Origin of the sequence: Vogesella alkaliphila (genome assembly GCF_014652475.1) — a bacterium.
Taxonomy (GTDB): Bacteria; Pseudomonadota; Gammaproteobacteria; order Burkholderiales; family Chromobacteriaceae; genus Vogesella; species Vogesella alkaliphila.
The window spans coordinates 143,701-163,466 of record NZ_BMYW01000006.1; the positions used below are offsets into that span (position 1 = coordinate 143,701).

16 protein-coding genes and 2 pseudogenes are annotated in these 19,766 nt (G+C 66.5%); 4 read left to right on the forward strand and 14 right to left on the reverse strand.

Features of this window, described 5'->3' with window-relative positions; genetic code table 11:
- Window positions 1-9: 9 nt before the first annotated feature.
- The 5 genes from IE100_RS10635 to IE100_RS10655 form a co-directional block, all read right to left on the reverse strand.
- Entirely contained in the window at window positions 10-2,400 is a 2,391-nt protein-coding gene (locus IE100_RS10635) for a heavy metal translocating P-type ATPase (protein ID WP_189374059.1), read from the reverse strand.
- A gap of 155 nt (window positions 2,401-2,555) precedes the next feature.
- Window positions 2,556-2,753, reverse strand: a complete 198-nt coding sequence (locus IE100_RS10640) for a heavy-metal-associated domain-containing protein (protein WP_189374060.1) — start codon at window positions 2,751-2,753, stop codon at window positions 2,556-2,558.
- Window positions 2,754-2,970: 217 nt separating this feature from the next.
- Window positions 2,971-3,555: a cytochrome c oxidase subunit 3 gene (locus IE100_RS10645; protein WP_189374061.1), complete on the reverse strand. Its 585-nt coding sequence runs from the start codon at window positions 3,553-3,555 to the stop codon at window positions 2,971-2,973.
- 62 nt (window positions 3,556-3,617) lie between these two features.
- Window positions 3,618-5,072: a cbb3-type cytochrome c oxidase subunit I gene (locus IE100_RS10650; protein WP_229800332.1), complete on the reverse strand. Its 1,455-nt coding sequence runs from the start codon at window positions 5,070-5,072 to the stop codon at window positions 3,618-3,620.
- Window positions 5,073-5,113: 41 nt separating this feature from the next.
- The gene (locus IE100_RS10655; RefSeq protein WP_047967298.1) at window positions 5,114-5,539 is read right to left on the reverse strand and encodes a c-type cytochrome; all 426 of its coding nucleotides are present in this window, start codon (window positions 5,537-5,539) and stop codon (window positions 5,114-5,116) included.
- A 162-nt stretch (window positions 5,540-5,701) separates the two neighbouring features.
- Between IE100_RS10655 and cobA the strand changes: the two genes are divergently transcribed.
- Entirely contained in the window at window positions 5,702-6,496 is a 795-nt protein-coding gene (gene cobA, locus IE100_RS10660; RefSeq protein WP_189374062.1) for a uroporphyrinogen-III C-methyltransferase, read from the forward strand.
- Window positions 6,497-6,635: 139 nt separating this feature from the next.
- On the opposite strand, the gene IE100_RS10665 is transcribed toward cobA, so the two are convergent.
- The 5 genes and pseudogenes from IE100_RS10665 to IE100_RS16605 all read right to left on the reverse strand — a co-directional run.
- Window positions 6,636-7,871: a hypothetical protein gene (locus IE100_RS10665; protein ID WP_189374063.1), complete on the reverse strand. Its 1,236-nt coding sequence runs from the start codon at window positions 7,869-7,871 to the stop codon at window positions 6,636-6,638.
- An 8-nt stretch (window positions 7,872-7,879) separates the two neighbouring features.
- Window positions 7,880-8,095, reverse strand: a complete 216-nt coding sequence (locus tag IE100_RS10670) for a DUF2249 domain-containing protein (protein WP_189374064.1) — start codon at window positions 8,093-8,095, stop codon at window positions 7,880-7,882.
- Window positions 8,082-8,516 (reverse strand): hemerythrin domain-containing protein, encoded by a 435-nt coding sequence (locus tag IE100_RS10675; RefSeq protein ID WP_189374065.1) that lies wholly within the window; start codon window positions 8,514-8,516, stop codon window positions 8,082-8,084. Before IE100_RS10675 ends, IE100_RS10670 begins: the two co-directional genes overlap by 14 nt.
- Before the next feature lie 276 nt (window positions 8,517-8,792).
- On the reverse strand, window positions 8,793-9,170 hold the full coding sequence (locus tag IE100_RS16600; protein WP_373295304.1) for a CZB domain-containing protein: 378 nt from the start codon (window positions 9,168-9,170) through the stop codon (window positions 8,793-8,795).
- Window positions 9,171-9,212: 42 nt separating this feature from the next.
- Window positions 9,213-9,470, reverse strand: a pseudogene (locus tag IE100_RS16605) (methyl-accepting chemotaxis protein); the annotation flags it as partial.
- An 823-nt stretch (window positions 9,471-10,293) separates the two neighbouring features.
- Between IE100_RS16605 and IE100_RS10685 the strand changes: the two are divergent.
- From IE100_RS10685 to IE100_RS10695, 3 genes are all read left to right on the forward strand, one after another.
- Window positions 10,294-12,141, forward strand: coding sequence for a sensor histidine kinase (locus IE100_RS10685; protein ID WP_229800333.1), 1,848 nt, complete (start codon window positions 10,294-10,296; stop codon window positions 12,139-12,141).
- Window positions 12,134-13,462, forward strand: coding sequence for a two-component response regulator AauR (gene aauR, locus IE100_RS10690; protein WP_189374068.1), 1,329 nt, complete (start codon window positions 12,134-12,136; stop codon window positions 13,460-13,462). Before IE100_RS10685 ends, aauR begins: the two co-directional genes overlap by 8 nt.
- Window positions 13,463-13,778: 316 nt before the next feature.
- Window positions 13,779-15,365, forward strand: a complete 1,587-nt coding sequence (locus IE100_RS10695) for a methyl-accepting chemotaxis protein (RefSeq protein ID WP_189374069.1) — start codon at window positions 13,779-13,781, stop codon at window positions 15,363-15,365.
- 261 nt (window positions 15,366-15,626) lie between these two features.
- Here IE100_RS10695 and prmB read toward each other — a convergent pair.
- The 4 genes and pseudogenes from prmB to IE100_RS10715 all read right to left on the reverse strand — a co-directional run.
- Window positions 15,627-16,514, reverse strand: a pseudogene (gene prmB / locus IE100_RS10700) (50S ribosomal protein L3 N(5)-glutamine methyltransferase); the annotation flags it as partial.
- Window positions 16,515-16,641: 127 nt separating this feature from the next.
- Window positions 16,642-18,015 carry a phosphomannomutase/phosphoglucomutase gene (locus IE100_RS10705; protein WP_189374071.1) on the reverse strand — a complete coding sequence of 458 codons (1,374 nt, stop codon included), beginning with the start codon at window positions 18,013-18,015 and terminating at the stop codon, window positions 16,642-16,644.
- A 72-nt stretch (window positions 18,016-18,087) separates the two neighbouring features.
- Complete coding sequence (trpD, locus tag IE100_RS10710) at window positions 18,088-19,110, reverse strand: anthranilate phosphoribosyltransferase (RefSeq protein WP_189374072.1); 1,023 nt, start codon at window positions 19,108-19,110, stop codon at window positions 18,088-18,090.
- Between the two features lie 34 nt (window positions 19,111-19,144).
- A complete protein-coding gene (locus IE100_RS10715; protein WP_189374073.1) occupies window positions 19,145-19,714 on the reverse strand; it encodes an aminodeoxychorismate/anthranilate synthase component II in 570 nt (189 codons plus the stop codon).
- Between the last annotated feature and the right edge of the window lie 52 nt (window positions 19,715-19,766).

The following is a 19,766-nucleotide window of genomic DNA, read 5'->3' on the forward strand; positions in this document are numbered from 1 at the left end:
CGCCCCGGCTCAATGCGGCCTGGCCGGTCGCCAGCGGCGCAGCAGCAGCGCATTGGAGACCACGCTGACGCTGGACAGCGCCATGGCCGCCCCGGCGACGATGGGGCTGAGCATGCCCAGTGCCGCCAGCGGAATGCCCACCAGGTTAAAGATAAATGCCCAGAACAGGTTCTGCCGGATCTTGCCGTAAGTCAGACGGGAGATGGCAATCGCCTGCGCCACCAGCGTGGGGTCGCCACGCATCAGCGTCACCCCGGCCGCCTGCATGGCGACATCGGTGCCGGTGCCCATGGCCATGCCGACATCGGCCGCGGCCAGCGCCGGCGCATCGTTGACCCCGTCCCCCACCATGGCGACACGGCGGCCGTCCTGACGCAGATGGGCAATGTGGCCGGCCTTGTCGCCGGGCAACACCTCGGCAATCACCTCGTCGATGCCCAGCGCGTCCGCCACCTGGCGCGCGGCCGCCCGGTTGTCGCCGGAGATCATCACGCTGCGGATACCCAGCGCGTGCAACTGGCCGATGGCGGCACTCGCAGCAGGTTTGACGCTGTCGCCGAAGGACAGCATGCCCAGCAGTTTGCCGTCGCCGGCACGCGCCAGCCAGGACACGGTGCGCCCCAGCAATTCCTGTTGTTGCTGATCGCTGCGCAGCGAAGACAGCTCGATGCCTTGCTCCTGCATCAGCCGCTGGTTACCCAGCAGGTAGCCGACGCCATCGATGTCGCCACGCAGGCCACGGCCGGGCAGCGCCTGCAGTCCGGACAGCTTGCCTGGCGCGGGCGTGGCCACCGCATTGAGCACCGCCTGCGCCAGCGGGTGCTCACTGCCCTGCTGCAGGCTGGCGGCCAGCTGCAGCAGGGCCTGCTCGTCACCGTTGGCCGCAACGGCATGCATCAGCCTGGGCTTGCCCTCGGTCAGGGTGCCGGTCTTGTCGAAGGCCACCACCTGCACGCCGTGTGCCAGCTCCAGCGCCTCCGCATCCTTGATCAGGATGCCGTGCCGGGCGGCCACGCCGGTGCCGGCCATGATGGCGGTCGGCGTTGCCAGGCCCAGCGCACAGGGACAGGCAATCACCAGCACGGCGACGGCATTGAGTATCGCCTGTTCGACGTCCCCGCTGAACCACCACCAGCCGGCCAGCGTCAGCACGGCGATCAGCAGCACCACCGGCACGAACACCGCGCTGACCCGGTCCACCAGGCGCTGCACCGGTGCCTTGCCGGCCTGCGCATCCTCCACCATGCGGATGATGCGGGCCAGGGTGCTGTCCTCGCCCAGCGCACGGGTCTCCACCAGCAGCAAGCCGTCGTGGTTGATGGCGCCGCCGGTGACCGCATCGCCGGCCTGCTTGCTGACAGGCAGGCTCTCGCCGGTCAGCATGGACTCGTCCAGCTGGCTGCTGCCTTCGCGGATCACCCCGTCCACGGCCACCCGCTCGCCGGGGCGTACCACCACCAGATCCCCCAGTCGCACCAGCGGTAATGGCAGGTCGACATCGACGCCATCGCGGCGCACGCGGGCCGTGGCCGGACGCAGCGCCTGCAAGGCACGGATCGCCGCCGTGGTCTGCTGCTTAGCGCGTGCCTCCAGCCATTTCCCCAGCAGCACCAGGGTAATCACCACCGCCGAGGCTTCGAAATAGAGATGGCCACCGCCATGATCGGCGTGCAGCCACCACTGGTACAGCGACAGCCCGTAGGCCGCGCTGGTGCCGATGGCCACCAGCAGGTCCATATTGCCGCTACGGGCCTGCAGCGCCTTCCAGCCGGCGCGATAGAAGCGCGCCCCCAGCCAGAACTGCACCGGCGTGGCCAGCAGGAACTGCAGCCAGGCCGGCAGCATCCAGTGCTCGCCGACCAGCCCGCCGAACATCGGCAACACCAGCGGCAGCGACAGCAGGGCCGCCACCGCCACCGGCCACCATGGCGTCGCATGGGGACGTGGTGTAGCGGCGGCATCCTCGCGGAGGCTCGCCCGGTAGCCGGCTTTGGCCACGGCCGCCAGCAGCAGTTGGCTATCGCTGCCGCCGCTCAGGGTGACGCGGGCCGTCTCGGTGGCCAGGTTGACACTGGCGGCCGTGACGCCGGGAACGGCCAGCAGGGCTTTTTCCACGCGGCTGACACAGCTGGCGCAGGTCATCCCCTGGATGCCGAGGTTCACGTTATCGCCTCCAACCTGATAGCCGGCACGCTCGATGGCGGCGTGGGCGTCGGTCAGGGTGAAATCGGCGCCGGTTTCCAGCGTCACCGACTCGGTGGCCAGGTTGACGTTGGCCGCATGGATGCCGGGCACCTTGTGCAGGGCCTTTTCCACGCGCAAGACACAGCTGGCACAGGTCATGCCCAGCACCGGAAAGCGCAGGGTCTGGCTGGCAGCGGGAGAAGTGAAACGGGACATGATGCTGACTCCTTGATCGGGGTTGTGAATTCAGCATCGGCCTTCCCACGATGGGAAGGTCAAGCCCTGTTTGGGCAAAAAACAGATCGACGGCGTCAGTGCTCAAAAAGCAACATGCCCCCGCGGAGGCAGGGGCATGTCGGGGGCGGGAGCGCTTACGCCAGCCGGGCCGGATAGCCCATCTCGGTCAACAGCTCGCAGACGGTCTGCAGCGCCTCGTCGGTATCGATGCTGGCCCGGCCACTGGTGCGGTCGATATCCACCGTGGCCTGGGCATCCAGATCCTTCAGCGCCTGGTTGATCTTGGCGACACAGCTGCCGCAGCCGATATTGTCTACTTGCAGGGTATACATGGTGCGTCCTTTGCATGGAATGCGGCCAACCTTGGCCGTCATTGCAGTCTGGACCTTGCCACGATGGCAAGGTCAACAGGGTGCACCCGGTATTGCCTGCGGGCCCACGCGGAGGACAAGTTCAGGGAACGCGCGGGCTGAATTAGCGCTAGACCACGCCTGGCTTTAGCAGAGATGCGGCGGATCAATCGGACGCCGATCGACAGCCAAGAGCTCCCTAGTGCGCCACGTACACCAGCGCGAACAGCACCACCCACACCAGATCGACCATGTGCCAGTAGGCGGCGGCGGTTTCCACGCCGTCGTGCCTGGCCGCATCGTAGGCGCCGCGGCAGGCGTTGCGATATACCGCGGCCACGATCACCAGGCCGAGGATCACGTGCAGGAAGTGGAAGAAGGTCAGCGACAGGTAGAACATCCAGAAGTCGCTGCTGGACAGGGTGATGCCGGCGGCGAACTTGGTGGCGAATTCCCAGCCCTTGAGCAGCACGAAACTGCCGCCCAGCAGCAGCGTGGCCAGCAGGTAGCGGCGGCCGCTCACCACAAGGTTGGCCGCAAAGGCGCGCACCGCCGCCGCCACCGTGGCGCTGCCGGCGATCAGCAGCAGGGTGTTAATCAGCGCCGGCCACAGCAGCAGCTGCGCCTGGCCGGCGGCGAACAGCGCCGCGTCGCGCTGCCGGGCCACGCCGTAGACGGCGAAGAAAATGCCGAACACCGCCAGTTCGGCGAGGATGAAGAACCACATCGCCAGGTCGCCGGGGACGCGCGGCGCGGCGGCAAGGCCGGGTTGTGCCGTGTTCATGGCAGGCTCCGTCGTGAAAAAGGCGCCCGCAAGGGGCGCCCGTGTTGCCGGATGCGGCGGGATCAGGCGCTGGCGCGCTCGTTGCCGCGGACAAAGAAGCTGACGATGTACAGCAGCAGGCCGATGAAGAACACCACGCCGGACAGCTCGCGCAGCCAGTAGAAGAAGGCGATCTTGTCCTGGGTGGCCATGAACGACAGCGGGGTGTCACCCATGCGCTGCATCCACACCTGCAGGATGCCGGCGGCGGTCAGGAACAGGGTGATGAACACCATCGCCACCGTCATCAGCCAGAACGACCACATCTCCACCACTTGCGCGGCATTGCTGTTGGCCTCGCGGCCACGCATCAGCGGCATGGTGTAGGAAATCATGGTCATCACCACCATGGCGTAGGCGCCGTAGAACGCCATGTGGCCGTGGCTGGCGGTGATCTGCGTGCCGTGGGTCAGGTAGTTGACCGGAGCCAGGGTATGCAGGAAGCCCCACACGCCCGCGCCGAGGAAGGCCATCACGCCGGTGCCCAGTGCCCACAGTACCGCAGCCTTGTTTGGATGTTCGCGACGGCGCTTGTTGACCACGTTGAAGGCGAACAGCGTCATCATGAAGAACGGAATCGGTTCCAGCGCGGAGAACACCGAACCCCACACCTGCCAGTACGCCGGTGCGCCGATCCAGAAGTAGTGGTGACCGGTACCGATGATGCCGGAGATCAGCGTCATGGCGATGATCACGTACAGCCACTTCTCGATGATCTCGCGGTCAATACCGGTCACTTTCACCAGCACGAAGGCCAGCATCGCGCCCATGATCAGTTCCCACACCCCTTCCACCCACAGGTGCACCACCCACCACCAGAAGTACTTGTCCAGTACCAGGTTGTCCGGGTTGTAGAACGAGAACAGGAAGAAGATCGCCAGCCCCCACAGCCCCAGCATCATCACCATGCTGATGCTGGTCTTGCGGCCCTTGAGCACGGTCATGCTCAGGTTGAACAGGAAAGACAGCGCCACCAGCACGATGCCGATCTTGGTAATGGTCGGCTGTTCCAGGAACTCGCGCCCCATGGTCGGCAACAGGTCGTTGCCGGTCATCTGCGCCAGCGTCGCGTAGGGCACCGCCAGATAGCCGACGATGGTCAGCGCGCCGGCGACCAGGAACACCCAGAAGGTGAGCAGCGCCAGTTTCGGGCTGTGCAGCTCGCGTTCCGATTCCTCGGGAATCAGGAAGTAGCCGGCGCCCATGAAGCCGAACAGCAGCCACACGATCAACAGGTTGGTGTGCACCATGCGCGCCACGTTGAACGGGATGGCCGGGAACAGGAAATCGCCGATCACGTACTGCAGGCCCATGATCAGGCCGAACACGATCTGGCCGACGAACAGGCCGATGGCGGCGACAAAGTACGGCTTGGCCACCGCCTGCGAGCGGTACTTGAGCTGCACATTGGTGAGCGGGTCATTGGCCGCCGCCGAGACGCTGGCAGAGCGCGCGGTGGCCATTGCGGAGGAAGTCATCTGGTTCTCCTTGGATGATGAATTACCGGGATCGACGGGCATCAGCCTTCGATATTCGGCGGCCAGTTATTGGTGTTGATTTCCGAGCTGTACTTCAGGAAGGCCACCAGGTCGTCCAGTTCGGCATCGTTGAGATGGAAGTTCGGCATCTGGCGACGTCCCGGCGCGCCGGTCGGCTGCGCCTTGATCCAGGCCTTGATGAATTCCGGGCCGCGACGCTGGTAGACGTTGCCCAGCTCCGGCGCGAAATAGGCGCCCTCGCCCAGCAGCGTGTGACAGCCGATGCAGTTGTTGACCTCCCACAGCTTCTTGCCGCGGGCGACCTGCTCGGTCAGGTTGGCGCGGTTGTCGCGCTTGGGCAGCGCCTGCACCGTATCCAGTGTCAGCGCCACGAACAGCAGGAAGAAAAACACCGCGCCACCGTAAAAGATGTTGCGCGCGGTCGATTTGGTAAAACTGGCGCTCATCGCGTCCTCCTTTTCTTGCGTCACCGGGAACCCGGCGTGTCAGGGCGAACTGTACGTTTCCAGCCATCCCGATAGCATTGATGCGAATCAACGATTCCCGGCCGCCCTCCTTCCTACACTGGCGCCATCCCCATAGCGGCCGCCGGCCAGACTGGAACAGCAATGAACGCCCCTGCCCCCTTCCCCCATCCCTACCCGCTGCGCCACGGCCAGGTCAGCCTGGTCGGTGCCGGCCCCGGCGACCCGGACCTCTTGACGCTGAAGGCGCTGCGCCGGCTTGGCGAGGCCGACGTGGTGCTGTACGACCTGCTGGTGTCCGACGCGGTGCTGGCGCTGGTCAACCGCCGCGCCGAGCAGATCTGCGTCGGCAAGCGCGCCAGCCGCCACACCCTGCCGCAACAGGACATCAACCAGCTGATCGTGACCAAGGCGCAGCAAGGGCTGCGCGTGGTGCGGCTGAAAGGCGGCGACCCGTTCCTGTTCGGGCGCGGCGGCGAGGAGCTGGAAACGTTGGCCGCAGCCGGCATCGCCTGTGAGGTGATCCCCGGCATCAGCGCGGCGATGGGCGCGGCGGCGGCGGCCGGCATTCCGCTGACGCACCGCGACTACGCGCAGGGCGTGAGCTTCGTCACCGGCCATCGCCGCGAGGGACAGAGTGTGCTGGAGTGGACCGGCCACACCGGCGCCGAGGAAACGCTGGTGGTGTACATGGGGCTGGGCGAGGCGGCCAATATCGCCGACCAGCTGCAGGCTGCCGGCCGCGCCGCCGCCACACCGGTGGCCATCATCGAGAACGCCACCACCGCGCAGCAGCGGGTGCTGTGCTGCGAACTGGCCAGTCTCGGCGCCTGTGTGCAGCAGCACGCGGTCAAGCCGCCGGCCCTGCTGATCATCGGCGAGGTGGTCCGGCTGCAGGCCAGACTGCAGGCGACGCTGGCTCAGGCGCTGGCCGGCTGAGAAACTGTTCACGATACGCAAGACAAGCTGAAAACGGCCGAGGAAGCGCGTTTATCCGGAGATAAACAAGCATCCCGAAGCCGTTTTTAATGCCGTATTGCCGCCATTGAGATCAAGTCGCGGCCGATCGTGAAAAGCTCTAGGACGGCAAGGCGCGGCGGGCGGCACGGTACTGCCGCGCCGCCGCGGCGAAATGCCGCAGCAGCAGCGCCAGCAGGCCGAGCAGCACCAGCGCCAGCGGCCAGCCCAGCTGCGGCTGCCACACCCACAGCGCCGCCAGCGGCTGCAACAGCAACAGCGCGCGCCAGCTGTGCCGCGCGGCGGTTTCCGGCACGAAGGCGTGCATGGCCGGGACGCGATGGCGCGGCGGCGCCGCATTCTTCAGGTGCAGCCACAGCAGGAAGGGCACGATGCGGTACAGCATGCCGACCACCAGCGTCAGCGCGAAGCCGCCGAGCAGACACCACGCCAGCGCGCGCGCCAGCCACGGCTCGCCGCCCTGCCACGCCAGCAGCGGCAGCAGTGCCGCCAGCAAGGCCAGGAGCGCAAACGCCAGCCACCAGTACGGCAGCAGCCACTCCTGCGGCCGCCGGCTGGCGCGCAGCAGGCGCAGGCTGAGCGCGGCAAACAGCGCCAGCGGCAGCCACGCCAGCGACCACCACGGCCACTGCGGCTGCCACAGCAGACCGCCCGCGCCGGCCAGCAAGGCCAGCAGCCACAGCGTGGCGCCGTGGCGCTGCCACCAGGCGGGATAGGCCGGCGTCAGCAGGAACATCGGCGCGATCACCTGCGCCACTGCCATCACCAGCAGCAATACCCAGCCCTGCGCCGCCAGCCGGTGCAGCGGCAGCAGGCTAGGCAGCGGCCACGGCCGGCCCCAGCCCAGCACCGCCAGCATCGACAGCCCCAGCAGCAGGGTCAGCAGCAACAGACCGAGCGCCAGGCGCAGGCCGCGGCTGCTGCCGTCCGCCGCCGGGCTGCGCCACAGTCCGTACAGCAGGCCCGACAGCGCGGCGGCCAGCAGCGCAAACAGCACGCTGGCCAGCTGCAGCCAAGGTGGCGCCAGCCCCTGGTAAAAGCCCCAGCACAGGCTGGCGGTGGCCAGCTGCCACAGGCTCCACACGCCCAGCCGCCACCACGTTGGCCGCAGGCAGGGCACGCCGGACACCACCGCCACCATCTGCAGCAAGGCGCCCAGCATGACGTTGCCGAGCACGCCCAGCGCCAGCAGGTGCAGCGGCAGCAGCAGGCTCAGCGACGGGTAGTCGTTGTCGGTCCGCAGCAGGCTGGCCGCCAGCGGCAGCAGCCAGCACGCCGCCGCCAAAAAATAACGCACCGGCAGCGAAAGCGGCGGTGCGCGGTCAAAACTGGGCATGGCCTGCATCAGGGCAGCACCAGCTTCAGCACCACCCCGCTCATGTCCGGCAGCATCTCACTGTCGAAGCCGACCTTGCGCTGCTGCAGCAGCGGAATCAGCGGCCCGGGGAAGTGCGGCAGCACATAGGCCAGCTGCTGGCCGCTGCTGCCGTTATCGACGTCGTCGAGAATGATTTCCATCGGTTCCGGCGGCACCAGGCCGCGCAAATCACGGGGTGACATGGCGTAGCTCCTGCAACAGGGTGGCGGCATCCGGAATCCGGCTGTCGCACATCGGATAGAGGATGTTTTCCTCCTTCATATTGTGCTGCTGCATCAGCACCAGCAAGGTGTCGCAGGTGGCGGCCACGCCGCGGGCGTCGCGCTGCAGCAGATCGCGGTTGAGGTCTTCCATCAGCTCGCGCATCTGCTCGTGCTCGTAGCGCATCACCGCGGTCGGGCCGCCGCGCATGCCGGTAGCCGCTTCCAGCGCCGGGAACAGCCGGTTTTCCTCGTCGGCAAAATGCTGCGCCATTTCCTCGCAGAAGCTGGCGCACAGCGCATCGGCGCCGGCCCAGTCCTGCTGGCGCACCGCCTGCTCCAGCGCGGCAAATGAGTCGTCGCAGTGGCGGTGCACCGCGCTCAGGTGGGTAGTCAGGTTCATCGTCAGGCTCCGGTGGGGTGTTGCCGACAGTATTGCCGCGGCGCAGCAGCGCGCTGAATGATGCCGATCAAGAAACCCGCGCGCTGCAGCAGCCGGCACCAATGAAAACAGGGCATGGTGTGATCACCATGCCCTGTTTGCCTGACTGCCCTGCGACGGCTTAGCGCTGCTCACCAAACCTCGCCGCGCACCCGAGTCAAGGCGCGCCGGCGAAGACAGTACTCAGTGGTACGGCAAGGAGGCGCAACGCAGGATCAGGGGGTTTGCTGGCGGCGCTTAGTGGCCGAGGTGCACCAGCCGGTCCAGCAGGCCCATCACCTCGTCGGACGACTGCTCCATGGTCGACAGCGCCTGCGTAGCCGCGCTGTAGTCGGCGGCGTAGAACGCCTGCAGTGCCGCCTTGCCGCTCTCGTGCACCCGCGCGTGCGGCGCGTCCAGCTGGCCGTAGCTGGCCTGATCGCGGCACTGCTGATGGCCGCGGCCCTCGTAGTACCACTTGCCGAGGCGACAGTGGGTGTGGCTGGACAGCTGGCCGGCGTCCAGGGTGTGGTAGCCGATGAAGGCCTTGTAGATCTCCATCTTGTAGACGATGTGATCCAGCTTCACCACTTCCATGAAGCTCGCGTTGGTGCCGGCGGTGATCGCCTTCGCCATCTGCTCGCTGCCGTCGACCAGCTTCTTGATCGCCACCGCGATTTCCTCGCCGGTGTGGCGATACTTCTCCGCCTGCTCCGCCGCCTCGCTGACCTGCTGCTTGGTGTCGCTGGACGCCTTCTCCACGTCGCCCACCAGGCTGGCGATCTCGCTGGTCGCCTGCGAGGTGCGCTCGGCCAGCTTGCGCACTTCGTCGGCCACCACAGCAAAGCCGCGGCCCTGCTCGCCGGCGCGCGCCGCCTCGATCGCCGCGTTCAGCGCCAGCAGGTTGGTCTGGTCGGCCACGTCCTTGATCAGCTGCACGAACTGGCGGATTTCGCCGGTCTTGCTGTTGAGGGTGTCCATCTGTTGCGCGGTCAGCTGCTGCGCGTTGGCGATGTCGCTGAAGCTGTTGGCGAGGGTGTCGACCACGTTGCGGGTGTGGTCGAGGCCGGCCGCGGTGTCGGTGGCCAGGCTGAAGCAGCCTTCCATGTCCTCGGCCAGCTTGCTGAAGCTGCCGCGCAGCTGCGCGACGCCGTCACAGAACTGCCCGAACGGCTGGCGGTAGCTGTGGCGCTTTTGCTGGGCGAGCTCGTTTTCGCGGCTCAGTTGTTCGCAGTTGCCCAGCGCCTGGCGCGCCTGATCCAGCTGCTGCTGCAGTGTCGCGCGCTCCTGGTCCAGGGTGGCGAGGCGTGCTTCCAGTGCGGCGATCTTTTTCTTGCTGTTGCCAAACATGTTTATGTTTTCTCCAAGTCCCGGCTGCGGCGCAAACTCGCCGCAATGGTGTGACGACAGGTCATCGGCCAGCCCGCAAGCGGCCAACCGGTGAATACTACCGTCTGGCTGCCGGCTTGACGATGGCTTTCCGGGTTGCATGGCGTACGGATTTCCGGATACCGCTGCGGCAGCGGTTCGGTTTTGCGATACCCGGTGGCGGCAAGTGCTTGTTATCGCTGCCGCTTGTCACTGGCACGAATAGTGCAATGCAAATGCACCGCAACGGTGCGCCTGGCGTGCCACGTTAAGCGCGGGGTGCAACAAAAAGGACACCCCGCCCTGCCGCAATTTTGCTGACGCCGGCCATGGCCTGTGTTAGAACCGGAATCCTGTCATCCCAATGTTGGCCGCAACGCTTTTTTCCGCCATGTCTGTCCGTATCCGCAAACCGCTGTTCCTGAGCTGCCTGTTGCTGGGGCTGGTACTGCTGTGCAGCACGCTGACCTACCAGTTTTCGGTGCAGCACGGCATCGACGCCCTGCGCGAGCAGGGCAACCGCCAGCTGGAGCTGCACACCCGCGGCGTGGAAAGCGAGATCGAACGCTTCGTGTGGCTGCCCGGCCTGCTACAGCTCAACCCGGTGACGCTGCAGCTGCTGCAGTCGCCGGACGCCCACCACCAGCTGGAGGTCAACCGCTACCTGGCGGCGATGAACGACCGCAGCGGCACGCTGGCGATCTACGTGCTGGACAGCAACGGCCGCGTGCTGGCGTCCAGCAACTGGCGCCGCAGCGACAGCTACGTCGGCGAGGACCTGTCGTTCCGCCCCTACTACACCGACGCCATGGCCGGCCGCTCCGGCCGCTTCTACGGCATCGGCAGCACCATCGGCGAGGCCGGCTACTACCTGTCCAGCCCGCTGCGCGTCAAGGGCCGCATCGCCGGCGTGGCGGTGGTCAAGGTCCGCCTCGGCCAGCTGGAGGCCGGCTGGCGCAAGGCCGGTGCCGACGTGTTCATCGCCGATGAAAACGGCGTCATCATCCTCGCCTCCAAGCCGCGCTGGCGGCTGAACGTGATCCACCCGCTGTCGCAGGCGCGGCGCAACCAGCTGGCGCAGAGCCTGCAATACCACTGGGCGTCGCTGCCGCTGCTGCAGCTGAAATCGCGGCGCACGCTGGCGCCGGGGCTGGACCGCTGGGAGCTGTCCGATCCCGACGTCGCCGCGCCGGAAGGCCGCCTGTTCCTCGCGCAATCGCGCACCCTCAACGACACCCGCTGGCAGCTGACCCTGCTCAGCCCGCTGGCGGCGGTGAAGGCGGCAGCGTGGACGCACGCGATGCTGGCGGCCACCATCGTCGCGGTGCTGACGCTGCTGCTGATCGCGTGGAACGAGCGGCGCAAGGTGATCGCCACCCGCCTGTCGGCGCGCGAGGCGCTGCAGGCGGCCAACAGCGAGCTGGAACGCCGCATCGAAGAGCGCACCGCCGACCTGTCCGCCAGCAACGAGCGCCTGCTGGCCGAGATCCGCGAGCGCGAGCTGGCGGAGCAGACGCTGCGCAAGGCGCAGAACGAGCTGATCCAGGCCGGCAAGCTGGCGGTGATCGGCCAGATGTCGACCAGCATCGCCCACGAGCTGAACCAGCCGCTGGCGGCGCTGCGCACCCTGTCCGGCAACACCGTGAAATTCCTCGCCCGCGGCGCCTACGACACCGCCGCGGCCAACCTCAAGACCATCGGCGAGCTGGTGGAGCGCATGGGCAAGATCACCGGCTCGCTGCGCTCCTTCGCCCGCCGCTCCGAGCACGCCGACGGCCAGGCGCGGCTGGAAACCGCGGTCGACGCCGCGCTGTTCCTGCTGCAGCCGCGGCTGTCACGCCACCCGGTCACCGTGCAGCGCGAATTCGACGACGTGCTGCTGGCCATCGACCAGACGCGGCTGGAGCAGATCCTGGTCAACCTGATCGGCAACGCGCTGGACGCGCTGCAGGGCGTACCCGCCGCCTGCGTGCGCCTGATCGGCCAGCGCGACGGCGGCCGCTACCAGCTGACCGTGGCCGACAACGGCGGCGGCCTGCCGGAGCAGGTGCGCCAGCATCTGTTCGAACCCTTTTTCACCACCAAGCCGCAGGGCAGCGGGCTGGGGCTGGGGCTGACCCTGTCCGCCAGCCTCGCCGCGGCGGCCAACGGTACACTGCAGGCACAGCCGCTGCCACAAGGCGCCGCCTTCGTGCTGCAATTGCCGCTGTGCCCGGAACAGGAACTCCATCATGTCTGAAGCATTGCGCGTCCTGATCGTGGAAGACGATCCCCATGTCCTGCTCGGCTGCCAGCAGGCGCTGACGCTGGAAGACATCCCGGTCACCGGCGTCGCCAGCGCCGAAGCCGCGCTGCCGCTGATCGACGGCCAGTTCCCCGGCATCGTCATCAGCGACATCCGCCTGCCCGGCATCGACGGCCTGACCCTGATGCAGCAGCTGAAGGCGCAGGATCGCAGCCTGCCGGTGGTGCTGATCACCGGCCACGGCGACGTCAGCATGGCGGTGCAGGCGATGAAGGACGGCGCCTACGATTTCATGGAAAAACCGTTCTCGCCGGAGCGGCTGGTGGAGGTCGCCCGCCGTGCGCTGGAGCAGCGCCGGCTGAGCCTGGAGGTGGAAAGCCTGCGCCGCCAGCTGGACGGCAAGCAGACGCTGGCGCAGCGCCTGATCGGCCGCTCCGCCGCGATGTGCCAGCTGCGCGAGCTGATCCTCAACGTCGCCGACACCGGCGCCAACGTGCTGATCAACGGCGAAACCGGCACCGGCAAGGAGCTGGTCGCCAGCTGCCTGCACGAATTCAGCCGCCGCCAGCAGCACAACTACGTGGCGATCAACTGCGGCGGCCTGCCGGAACACCTGTTCGAGAGCGAGATCTTCGGCCACGAGGCCAACGCCTTCACCGGCGCCGGCAAGCGCCGCATCGGCAAGATCGAGCACGCGCACAAGGGCACGCTGTTCCTCGACGAAGTCGAGACCATGCCGATCAACCTGCAGATCAAGCTGCTGCGCGTGCTGCAGGAACACAAGCTGGAACGCCTGGGCAGCAACCAGATGGTCGATGTCGACTGCCGCCTGATCGCCGCCACCAAGGAAGACCTGGACCAGCTGTCGAAGCAGGGCAAGTTCCGCGCCGACTTCTACTACCGCCTCAACGTGGTGACGCTGGAAATCCCGCCGCTACGCGAACGGCGCGAGGACATCCCGCTGCTGTTCGAGTGCTTCCTGCAGCAGGCGGCGCTGCGCTTCGACCGCGAGCCGCTGGCGGTGGACCGCAAGACGCTGTCGCGGCTGATGGCGCACGACTGGCCGGGCAACGTGCGCGAGCTGCGCAACGTCGCCGAGCGCTACGCGCTGGGGCTGCCGGCGTTCAAGGACAGCGGCGACGGCCACAACTCGCCCAGCCTCGCCGAGTGCGTGGAAGCCTACGAAAAGAGCCTGATCGTGGAGGCGCTGCGCCGCCACGGCGGCAACCTGACCCAGGCCAGCGCCGCGCTGGGCACGCCCAAGACCACGCTGTTCGACAAGGTGAAGAAGTACGGGCTGCAGGGCAGCAACTAGCCCCCCTGCCCCTGGCCACAAAAAAGGCAGCCCGTCCGCGGGCTGCCTTTTTTGTGCGCCCGGCCTTGCGGCCAACGTTGGCCGCAAGCCGGGCTCATCGCCGCAGCGGGACATCCGACCGGTCAAAAAAAATAACCATACGGCGTGAAAGCTTGCCACACACGCATTTTGCCAATAACACACGTTAAAAATCACATTTTAAAAAAAATTTCGTTCTGGCATAGTCCGCCACCGTGTCATACAACTCATACCAGATGCCGAGTTCGACACGAGGCGCGATCAGCCCCGCGAGTCACTCACTACTGAAGGGGATACTATGCGTCAGAATCTTCCCGTCACCGATCAAGAGCTGTTTCTTGATCCGCGAAGCCCCATCGTCACCAAGACCGACCTTAAAGGCCGGATCACCTACGCCAATCCGGCCTTTGTCACCATTAGTGGCTTTAGCGAAGAAGAGCTGATCGGACAACCGCACAATGTCGTGCGCCATCCGGACATGCCATCCGCAGCCTTTCAGGACCTGTGGGACACCATCAAGCATGGTCAGCCGTGGCAAGGGCTGGTAAAGAACCGAGCCAAGAATGGCGCGTTTTACTGGGTAGAGGCCTACGTCACGCCGCTGAGCGAGAACGGCAAGCATATCGGCTACATGTCTGTTCGCGCCGCGCCCTCTCGCGACAAGGTCCGTGAGGCCGAACAGCTGTACCGGGCCATCAATGCCGGCCAGACCCCCTTCCCGTCGACCAGACACAGCAAGGCCCCATCGTGGCTGTCGCAGCAGCTGACAATCTTCGGCGTCACGCTGCTGGCCGGCCTTCTCTGCGTATTGCTGCCCAAAGGCTGGCAGCAAGGTGCCATGCTATTGGTCTTTCTGCTCGGTTGCCTGACCACGCTATGGCTGCAACAACGGGTACGCTCCACGCTGCTGGATGCCAATGCCGCGCTGATGCGTTTTGGCGAGGGCAATTTCAAGGAGGCGGTAGCGGCACAGGGGCCACGCGAATGTGCCACATTGCGACAGCAGCTGGAAACGACCCGCATCAACCTGCGCGCCATTCTTGCCGATGTGGTCTCCGCCAGCGCCAGCATCGGCCACGGGGCGGATGATATCTGTCGCCAGGCCGCCACCCTGAAGGAGCGGGCTACCGATGAAAGCAACGACATCGCCCACATTGCCGCCGCACTGGAGCAACTGACCGTTTCGGTCAGCGAGATTGCCGATACCACCCGCACCGGCTCGGACCATGCCAGCACTGCACGCCTGCTGGTCCAACAGGGGAGCAGCCACATGCAGCAGACGCTGCAGAGCACCGAGACCATGCTCGGTGCCATCGGTGAAGTGCGTCGCACCCTGGAGCAGCTGAATGGCGCCGTGACACGTATTGGCTCGATCAGTCAGCTGATCAGCGATGTCGCGGAACAGACCAATCTGCTGGCGCTGAATGCGGCGATCGAGGCCGCCCGTGCCGGCGAGCACGGTCGCGGCTTTGCCGTGGTCGCCGACGAGGTTCGCAAGCTGGCAGAACGCACCAGCCACAGCACTCGCGAGATCGGCGAATCGATCGGCCAGGTGCGGCAGCACACCGATGCCGCCCTGACCTCGATTGACCATGCCGGCCAGGTGACCAGAGAAGCCAGCGAGCTAGTCGGCGCCACCTCCTCCAGCCTGGTACAGATTGATCAGGCCAGCCTGGGGGTAGCCAACAGTGCGCAGGATGTCGCTTCCATGCTGGTACAGCAGTCGCGCGCCTCGACCGAAGTCGCCCACAATATGGAAAAGGTCAGCGCCATTACCGAAAACAATGCCCATAACGTGGCGCAGGCCGCCCATGCCGCGAGTGAGCTGATGGGCACCACCAAGGCGTTGAAACAGCTGGTCGCCCACTTCGAAAAATCATTGTGAGTCGGGCATGGCCGCCCTAAACGGCCCTGCTGCAGCAAGCGGAACCGGCCAGCCACCAGCACGCGACGGCAGCCCCCCTCCCCCGCCCCACCGCCAAACCATCGGCGCAGCAAAAAGGCAGCCCGTCCGCGGGCTGCCTTTTTTGTGCACCCGGCCTTGCGGCCAACGTTGGCCGCAAGCCGTGAGCGTTCAGATGTCCTCGTCCTCGATCACCAGATCGCCGAAGTCGGCGTCGTTCAGCGGATCGCCCAGGCCGGCGGCGACCAGGTCTTCGCGCGTCAGCAGGAACACGAAGCCGTCGCCGCTCTGCGTTTCCATCCACATGAACGGCAGGCTCGGGTAGGCCGCTTCCAGCACGTCGCGGTTGTGGCCGATCTCGACCAGCAGCACGCCCCGCGGATTGAGCAGCCGTGCGGCGTTCTGCAGGATCACGTGGGTGGCGTCCAGGCCGTCCTCGCCGGAGCCCAGCGCCAGTTCCGGCTCGTGCAGGTACTCTTGCGGTAGCGCGTCCACCGACTCGGCGTCGACATAGGGCGGGTTGGAGATGATCAGGTCGTACGGATCTTCCAGCCCTTCCACCAGGTCGCTGTGGATCAGCTGGATGCGGTCTTCCAGGCCGTAGTTCTGCACGTTGATGCTGGCCACTTCCAGCGCATCCAGCGAAATGTCGACGGCGTCGATCTCGGCGTCCGGATAGTGGTGCGCCAGCTGGATCGCGAGGCAGCCGGAGCCGGTGCACAGGTCCAGCGCGCGGTGTACCAGTTCCGGGTGCTCGATCCACGGCGCCAGCGGCTCGCCCAGCAGCTCGAAGATGAAGGAGCGCGGCACGATCACGCGCTCGTCGACGTAGAAGTTGAACTCGCCCTGCCACGCCTCGTGGGTGAGGTAGGCCACCGGCACGCGCTCCTCGGCGCGGCGCTCGATCAGCGACACCACCTGCTGCACCTCGTTCGGCAGCAGCTGGGCGTCGAGGAAGGGTTCCAGGCGGTCGATCGGCAGCTTCAGCGCCGACAGGATCAGGTAGGCGGCCTCGTCGTAGGCATTGCTGGTGCCGTGGCCGTAGGTCAGGCCGGCATCGCTAAAGCGCGACACGGCAAAGCGCAGCAGGTCGCGGACGGTTTGAAAAGTGCTGGCGGCTTCGGCGTACATGGCATTCCCTTTAAAAAGCCGGCGGCACGAACGCGTCGTGCCGCCTTGATAATGCGAAAGGTTGGCCGCGGCCAACCTTGGTCTGATCAGACCGCCGGCGCGGCGGTCAACTGGCGGCGATTATCGCTCAGAACGGCAACGCTGCGCTGGTTTCCTTGGCCAGCACGCGGCGGAAGTCGTCCTGGATGCGCTGCAGCGCGGCGGCGTTATCGGCCTCGAAGCGCAGCACGATCACCGGCGTGGTGTTGGAGGCGCGCATCAGGCCGAAGCCGTCGGCGTACTCCACGCGCAGGCCGTCGATGGTGATGATGTCCTTGGCGCCATCGAACTGTGCCGACTGCTGCAGGCGTTCGATCAGCGCGTGGTTCTCGCCCTCGGCGGTCTTCAGGTTCAGCTCCGGCGTGGACAGCGCGTTGGGCAGCGCGTTGAGCACCGCCGACGGATCGGCCACCTTGGACAGGATTTCCAGCAGGCGCGCGCCGGCATACAGGCCGTCGTCAAAGCCGTACCAGCGCTCCTTGAAGAACACGTGGCCGGACATCTCGCCGGCGAGACCGGCGTCCGGGTTGGCTTTCAGCGCCGCCTTCATGAAGCTGTGGCCGGTGCGGTTGATCATCGGCACACCACCGGCGGCGGCGATCGCCGGCGCCAGCAGGCGGGTGCACTTCACGTCGTAGATGATCTTGCTGCCGGGCTGGCGGCTGAGCACGTCCTGCGCGAACAGGATCAGCTGGCGGTCCGGCCAGATGATGGTGCCGTCCTTGGTGACCACGCCCAGGCGGTCGCCGTCGCCGTCAAACGCGAGGCCGATCTCGGCGTCGGTGTCCTGCAGTGCGCGGATCACGTCCTGCAGGTTTTCCGGCTTGGCCGGGTCCGGATGGTGGTTGGGGAAGGTGCCGTCCACCTCGCAGAACAGCTTGAGCACCTCGCAACCGAGGCCGCGGAACAGCTCCGGCGCGAAGTCGCCGGGCACGCCGTTGCCGCAGTCGACCACCACCTTCATCGGCCGCGCCAGCTTGATGTCGCCGGTGATGCGGTTGAGGTAGGCGTCGACGATGTCGTGGGTGCTGTAGCCGCCGTGGCCGTCGGCGAAGTCGTTGTCGACGATGCGCTGGTACAGCTTCTGGATCCAGTCGCCGGCCAGGGTGTCGCCGTCCAGCATCATCTTGAAGCCGTTGTAGTCCGGCGGGTTGTGGCTGCCGGTGACCATCACGCCGGAGTAGGTTTCCAGCTGGTAGGCGGCGAAGTACAGCATCGGCGTGGCGACGCGGCCAACGTCGATCACGTCGACGCCGGCGGCGCGGATGCCGTCGGACAGTGCATCGGCCAGCTCGGGGCCGGACAGGCGGCCGTCACGGCCGACACAGATGGTGCCGACCTTGCGTTCGCGCGCTTCGGAGCCGATGGCGCGGCCGATCAGGCGGGCGGCGTCGGCGGTCAGGGTGTCGCCGACGATGCCGCGGATGTCGTAGGCCTTGAAAATGGAGGGAGAGATGGTCATGGCTCAAACCCGGTAAGGAGATAGTAAGGTTGGCCGCAAGCGCCGGCGCTCTGCCGGCGGCCGGGAGGTTCATTATAGCGACTGGCTCAGCTGTACCAGCGCGTCCAGCTTGGCGCGCGCTGCGCCGCTGTCGATCACGCTGCGAGCCAGCGCCACGCCGTCGGCCAGGCTGTCGGTGACGCCGGCGGTGTAGATCGCCGCCGCGGCATTGAGCAGCACGATGTCGCGCGTCGGGCCACTCTGGCCGTCGAGCACCGCCAGCAGCATGGTTTTCGACTGCTCGGCGCTGTCGGCGCGCAGCGCGGCCAGTGGCGCGTGGGCGATGCCGAAGTCGGCCGGATCGATGCGGTATTCGCGGATGGTGCCGTCCTTCAGCTCGGCGATGCTGGTATAGCCGGACAGGGTGATCTCGTCGAGGCCGTCCTCGCCGTGCACGATCATCACGTGCTGGCTGCCCAGCTCGCGCAGCACGCGTGCCTGGATGCCGACCAGGTCGGGGTGGAACACGCCCATCACCTGGTTGGGCGCGCCGGCCGGGTTGGTCAGCGGGCCGAGGATGTTGAAGATGGTGCGCACCGCCAGCTCGCGCCGCACCGGCGCCACGTACTTCATCGCGCTGTGGTAGTTGGGCGCGAACATGAAGCCGACGCCGATGTCGTCGATGCAGCGGCCGACCTGTTCCGCGCTGAGGTTGAGGTTGACGCCGAGCGCCTCCAGCACGTCGGCGCTGCCGGAGCTGGACGACACCGAACGGCCGCCGTGCTTGGCGACGCGGGCGCCGGCCGCCGCCGACACGAAGGCGGCGGTGGTGGAGATGTTGAAGGTGTGGCTCTTGTCGCCGCCGGTGCCGCAGGTATCCACCAGCCGCGTGGTGTCGCTCACCGGCACGCGGGTGGCGAACTCGCGCATCACCTGCGCCGCGGCGGCGATTTCCGACACGCTTTCCGTTTTCACGCGCAGGCCGATCAGGATGGCGGCGATCAGCGTCGGCGGCACTTCGCCGCGCATGATCTGGCGCATCAGGTCCAGCATTTCATCGTGGAACAGCTCGTTCTGGTCGATCAGGCGATTGAGGGCGGCCTGCGGTGTGATCATCTTGGGTTCTCCGGCGTTTGCGGCGCAGTGCGCTTCAGGCGAATTCTTTCAGGAAGTTGTCCAGCATCCGGTGGCCGTGCTGGGTGAGGATGGACTCGGGGTGGAACTGCACGCCCTCGATCGGCAGCGTCTTGTGGCGCACGCCCATGATCTCGCCGTCGTCGGTCCAGGCGGTGATCTCCAGGCACTCCGGCAGCGACTCGCGCTCGATCACCAGCGAGTGATAGCGGGTGCAGGTCACCGGGTTGGGGATGTCGCGGAACATGCCGACATCGAGGTGTGACACCGGCGACACCTTGCCGTGCATCAGCTGCTTGGCGTGGATGATCTTGCCGCCGAAGGCCTGGCCGATGCTCTGGTGGCCCAGGCACACGCCCATGATCGGCAGCTTGCCGGCGAAATGGTGGATGGCCGGCACCGAGATGCCGGCCTCGTTCGGCGTGCACGGGCCGGGCGACAGCACCAGATACTGCGGCGCCAGTGCCTCGATTTCTTCCAGCGTGATTTCGTCGTTGCGGAAGACCTTGACCTCCTGCCCCAGCTCGCCGAAGTACTGCACGAGGTTGTAGGTGAAGGAGTCGTAGTTGTCGATCATCAATAGCATTTATGGATTAACCTCATGATTTTCAGGGGACTTCCGCCACGCATCACCGATG

Coding starts and splice junctions, on each gene's coding strand:
- IE100_RS10715 (WP_189374073.1), bottom strand. CDS start 19,714: ATGCTATTGATGATCGACAACTACGACTCCTTCACCTACAACCTCGTG.
- IE100_RS10665 (WP_189374063.1), bottom strand. CDS start 7,871: ATGCCCAGTTTTGACCGCGCACCGCCGCTTTCGCTGCCGGTGCGTTAT.
- IE100_RS10670 (WP_189374064.1), bottom strand. CDS start 8,095: ATGTCACCCCGTGATTTGCGCGGCCTGGTGCCGCCGGAACCGATGGAA.
- IE100_RS10685 (WP_229800333.1), top strand. CDS start 10,294: ATGTCTGTCCGTATCCGCAAACCGCTGTTCCTGAGCTGCCTGTTGCTG.
- IE100_RS10675 (WP_189374065.1), bottom strand. CDS start 8,516: ATGAACCTGACTACCCACCTGAGCGCGGTGCACCGCCACTGCGACGAC.
- aauR (WP_189374068.1), top strand. CDS start 12,134: ATGTCTGAAGCATTGCGCGTCCTGATCGTGGAAGACGATCCCCATGTC.
- IE100_RS10640 (WP_189374060.1), bottom strand. CDS start 2,753: ATGTATACCCTGCAAGTAGACAATATCGGCTGCGGCAGCTGTGTCGCC.
- IE100_RS10695 (WP_189374069.1), top strand. CDS start 13,779: ATGCGTCAGAATCTTCCCGTCACCGATCAAGAGCTGTTTCTTGATCCG.
- IE100_RS10635 (WP_189374059.1), bottom strand. CDS start 2,400: ATGTCCCGTTTCACTTCTCCCGCTGCCAGCCAGACCCTGCGCTTTCCG.
- trpD (WP_189374072.1), bottom strand. CDS start 19,110: ATGATCACACCGCAGGCCGCCCTCAATCGCCTGATCGACCAGAACGAG.
- IE100_RS10650 (WP_229800332.1), bottom strand. CDS start 5,072: ATGACTTCCTCCGCAATGGCCACCGCGCGCTCTGCCAGCGTCTCGGCG.
- IE100_RS10655 (WP_047967298.1), bottom strand. CDS start 5,539: ATGAGCGCCAGTTTTACCAAATCGACCGCGCGCAACATCTTTTACGGT.
- IE100_RS10645 (WP_189374061.1), bottom strand. CDS start 3,555: ATGAACACGGCACAACCCGGCCTTGCCGCCGCGCCGCGCGTCCCCGGC.
- cobA (WP_189374062.1), top strand. CDS start 5,702: ATGAACGCCCCTGCCCCCTTCCCCCATCCCTACCCGCTGCGCCACGGC.
- IE100_RS10705 (WP_189374071.1), bottom strand. CDS start 18,015: ATGACCATCTCTCCCTCCATTTTCAAGGCCTACGACATCCGCGGCATC.
- IE100_RS16600 (WP_373295304.1), bottom strand. CDS start 9,170: ATGGCGAAGGCGATCACCGCCGGCACCAACGCGAGCTTCATGGAAGTG.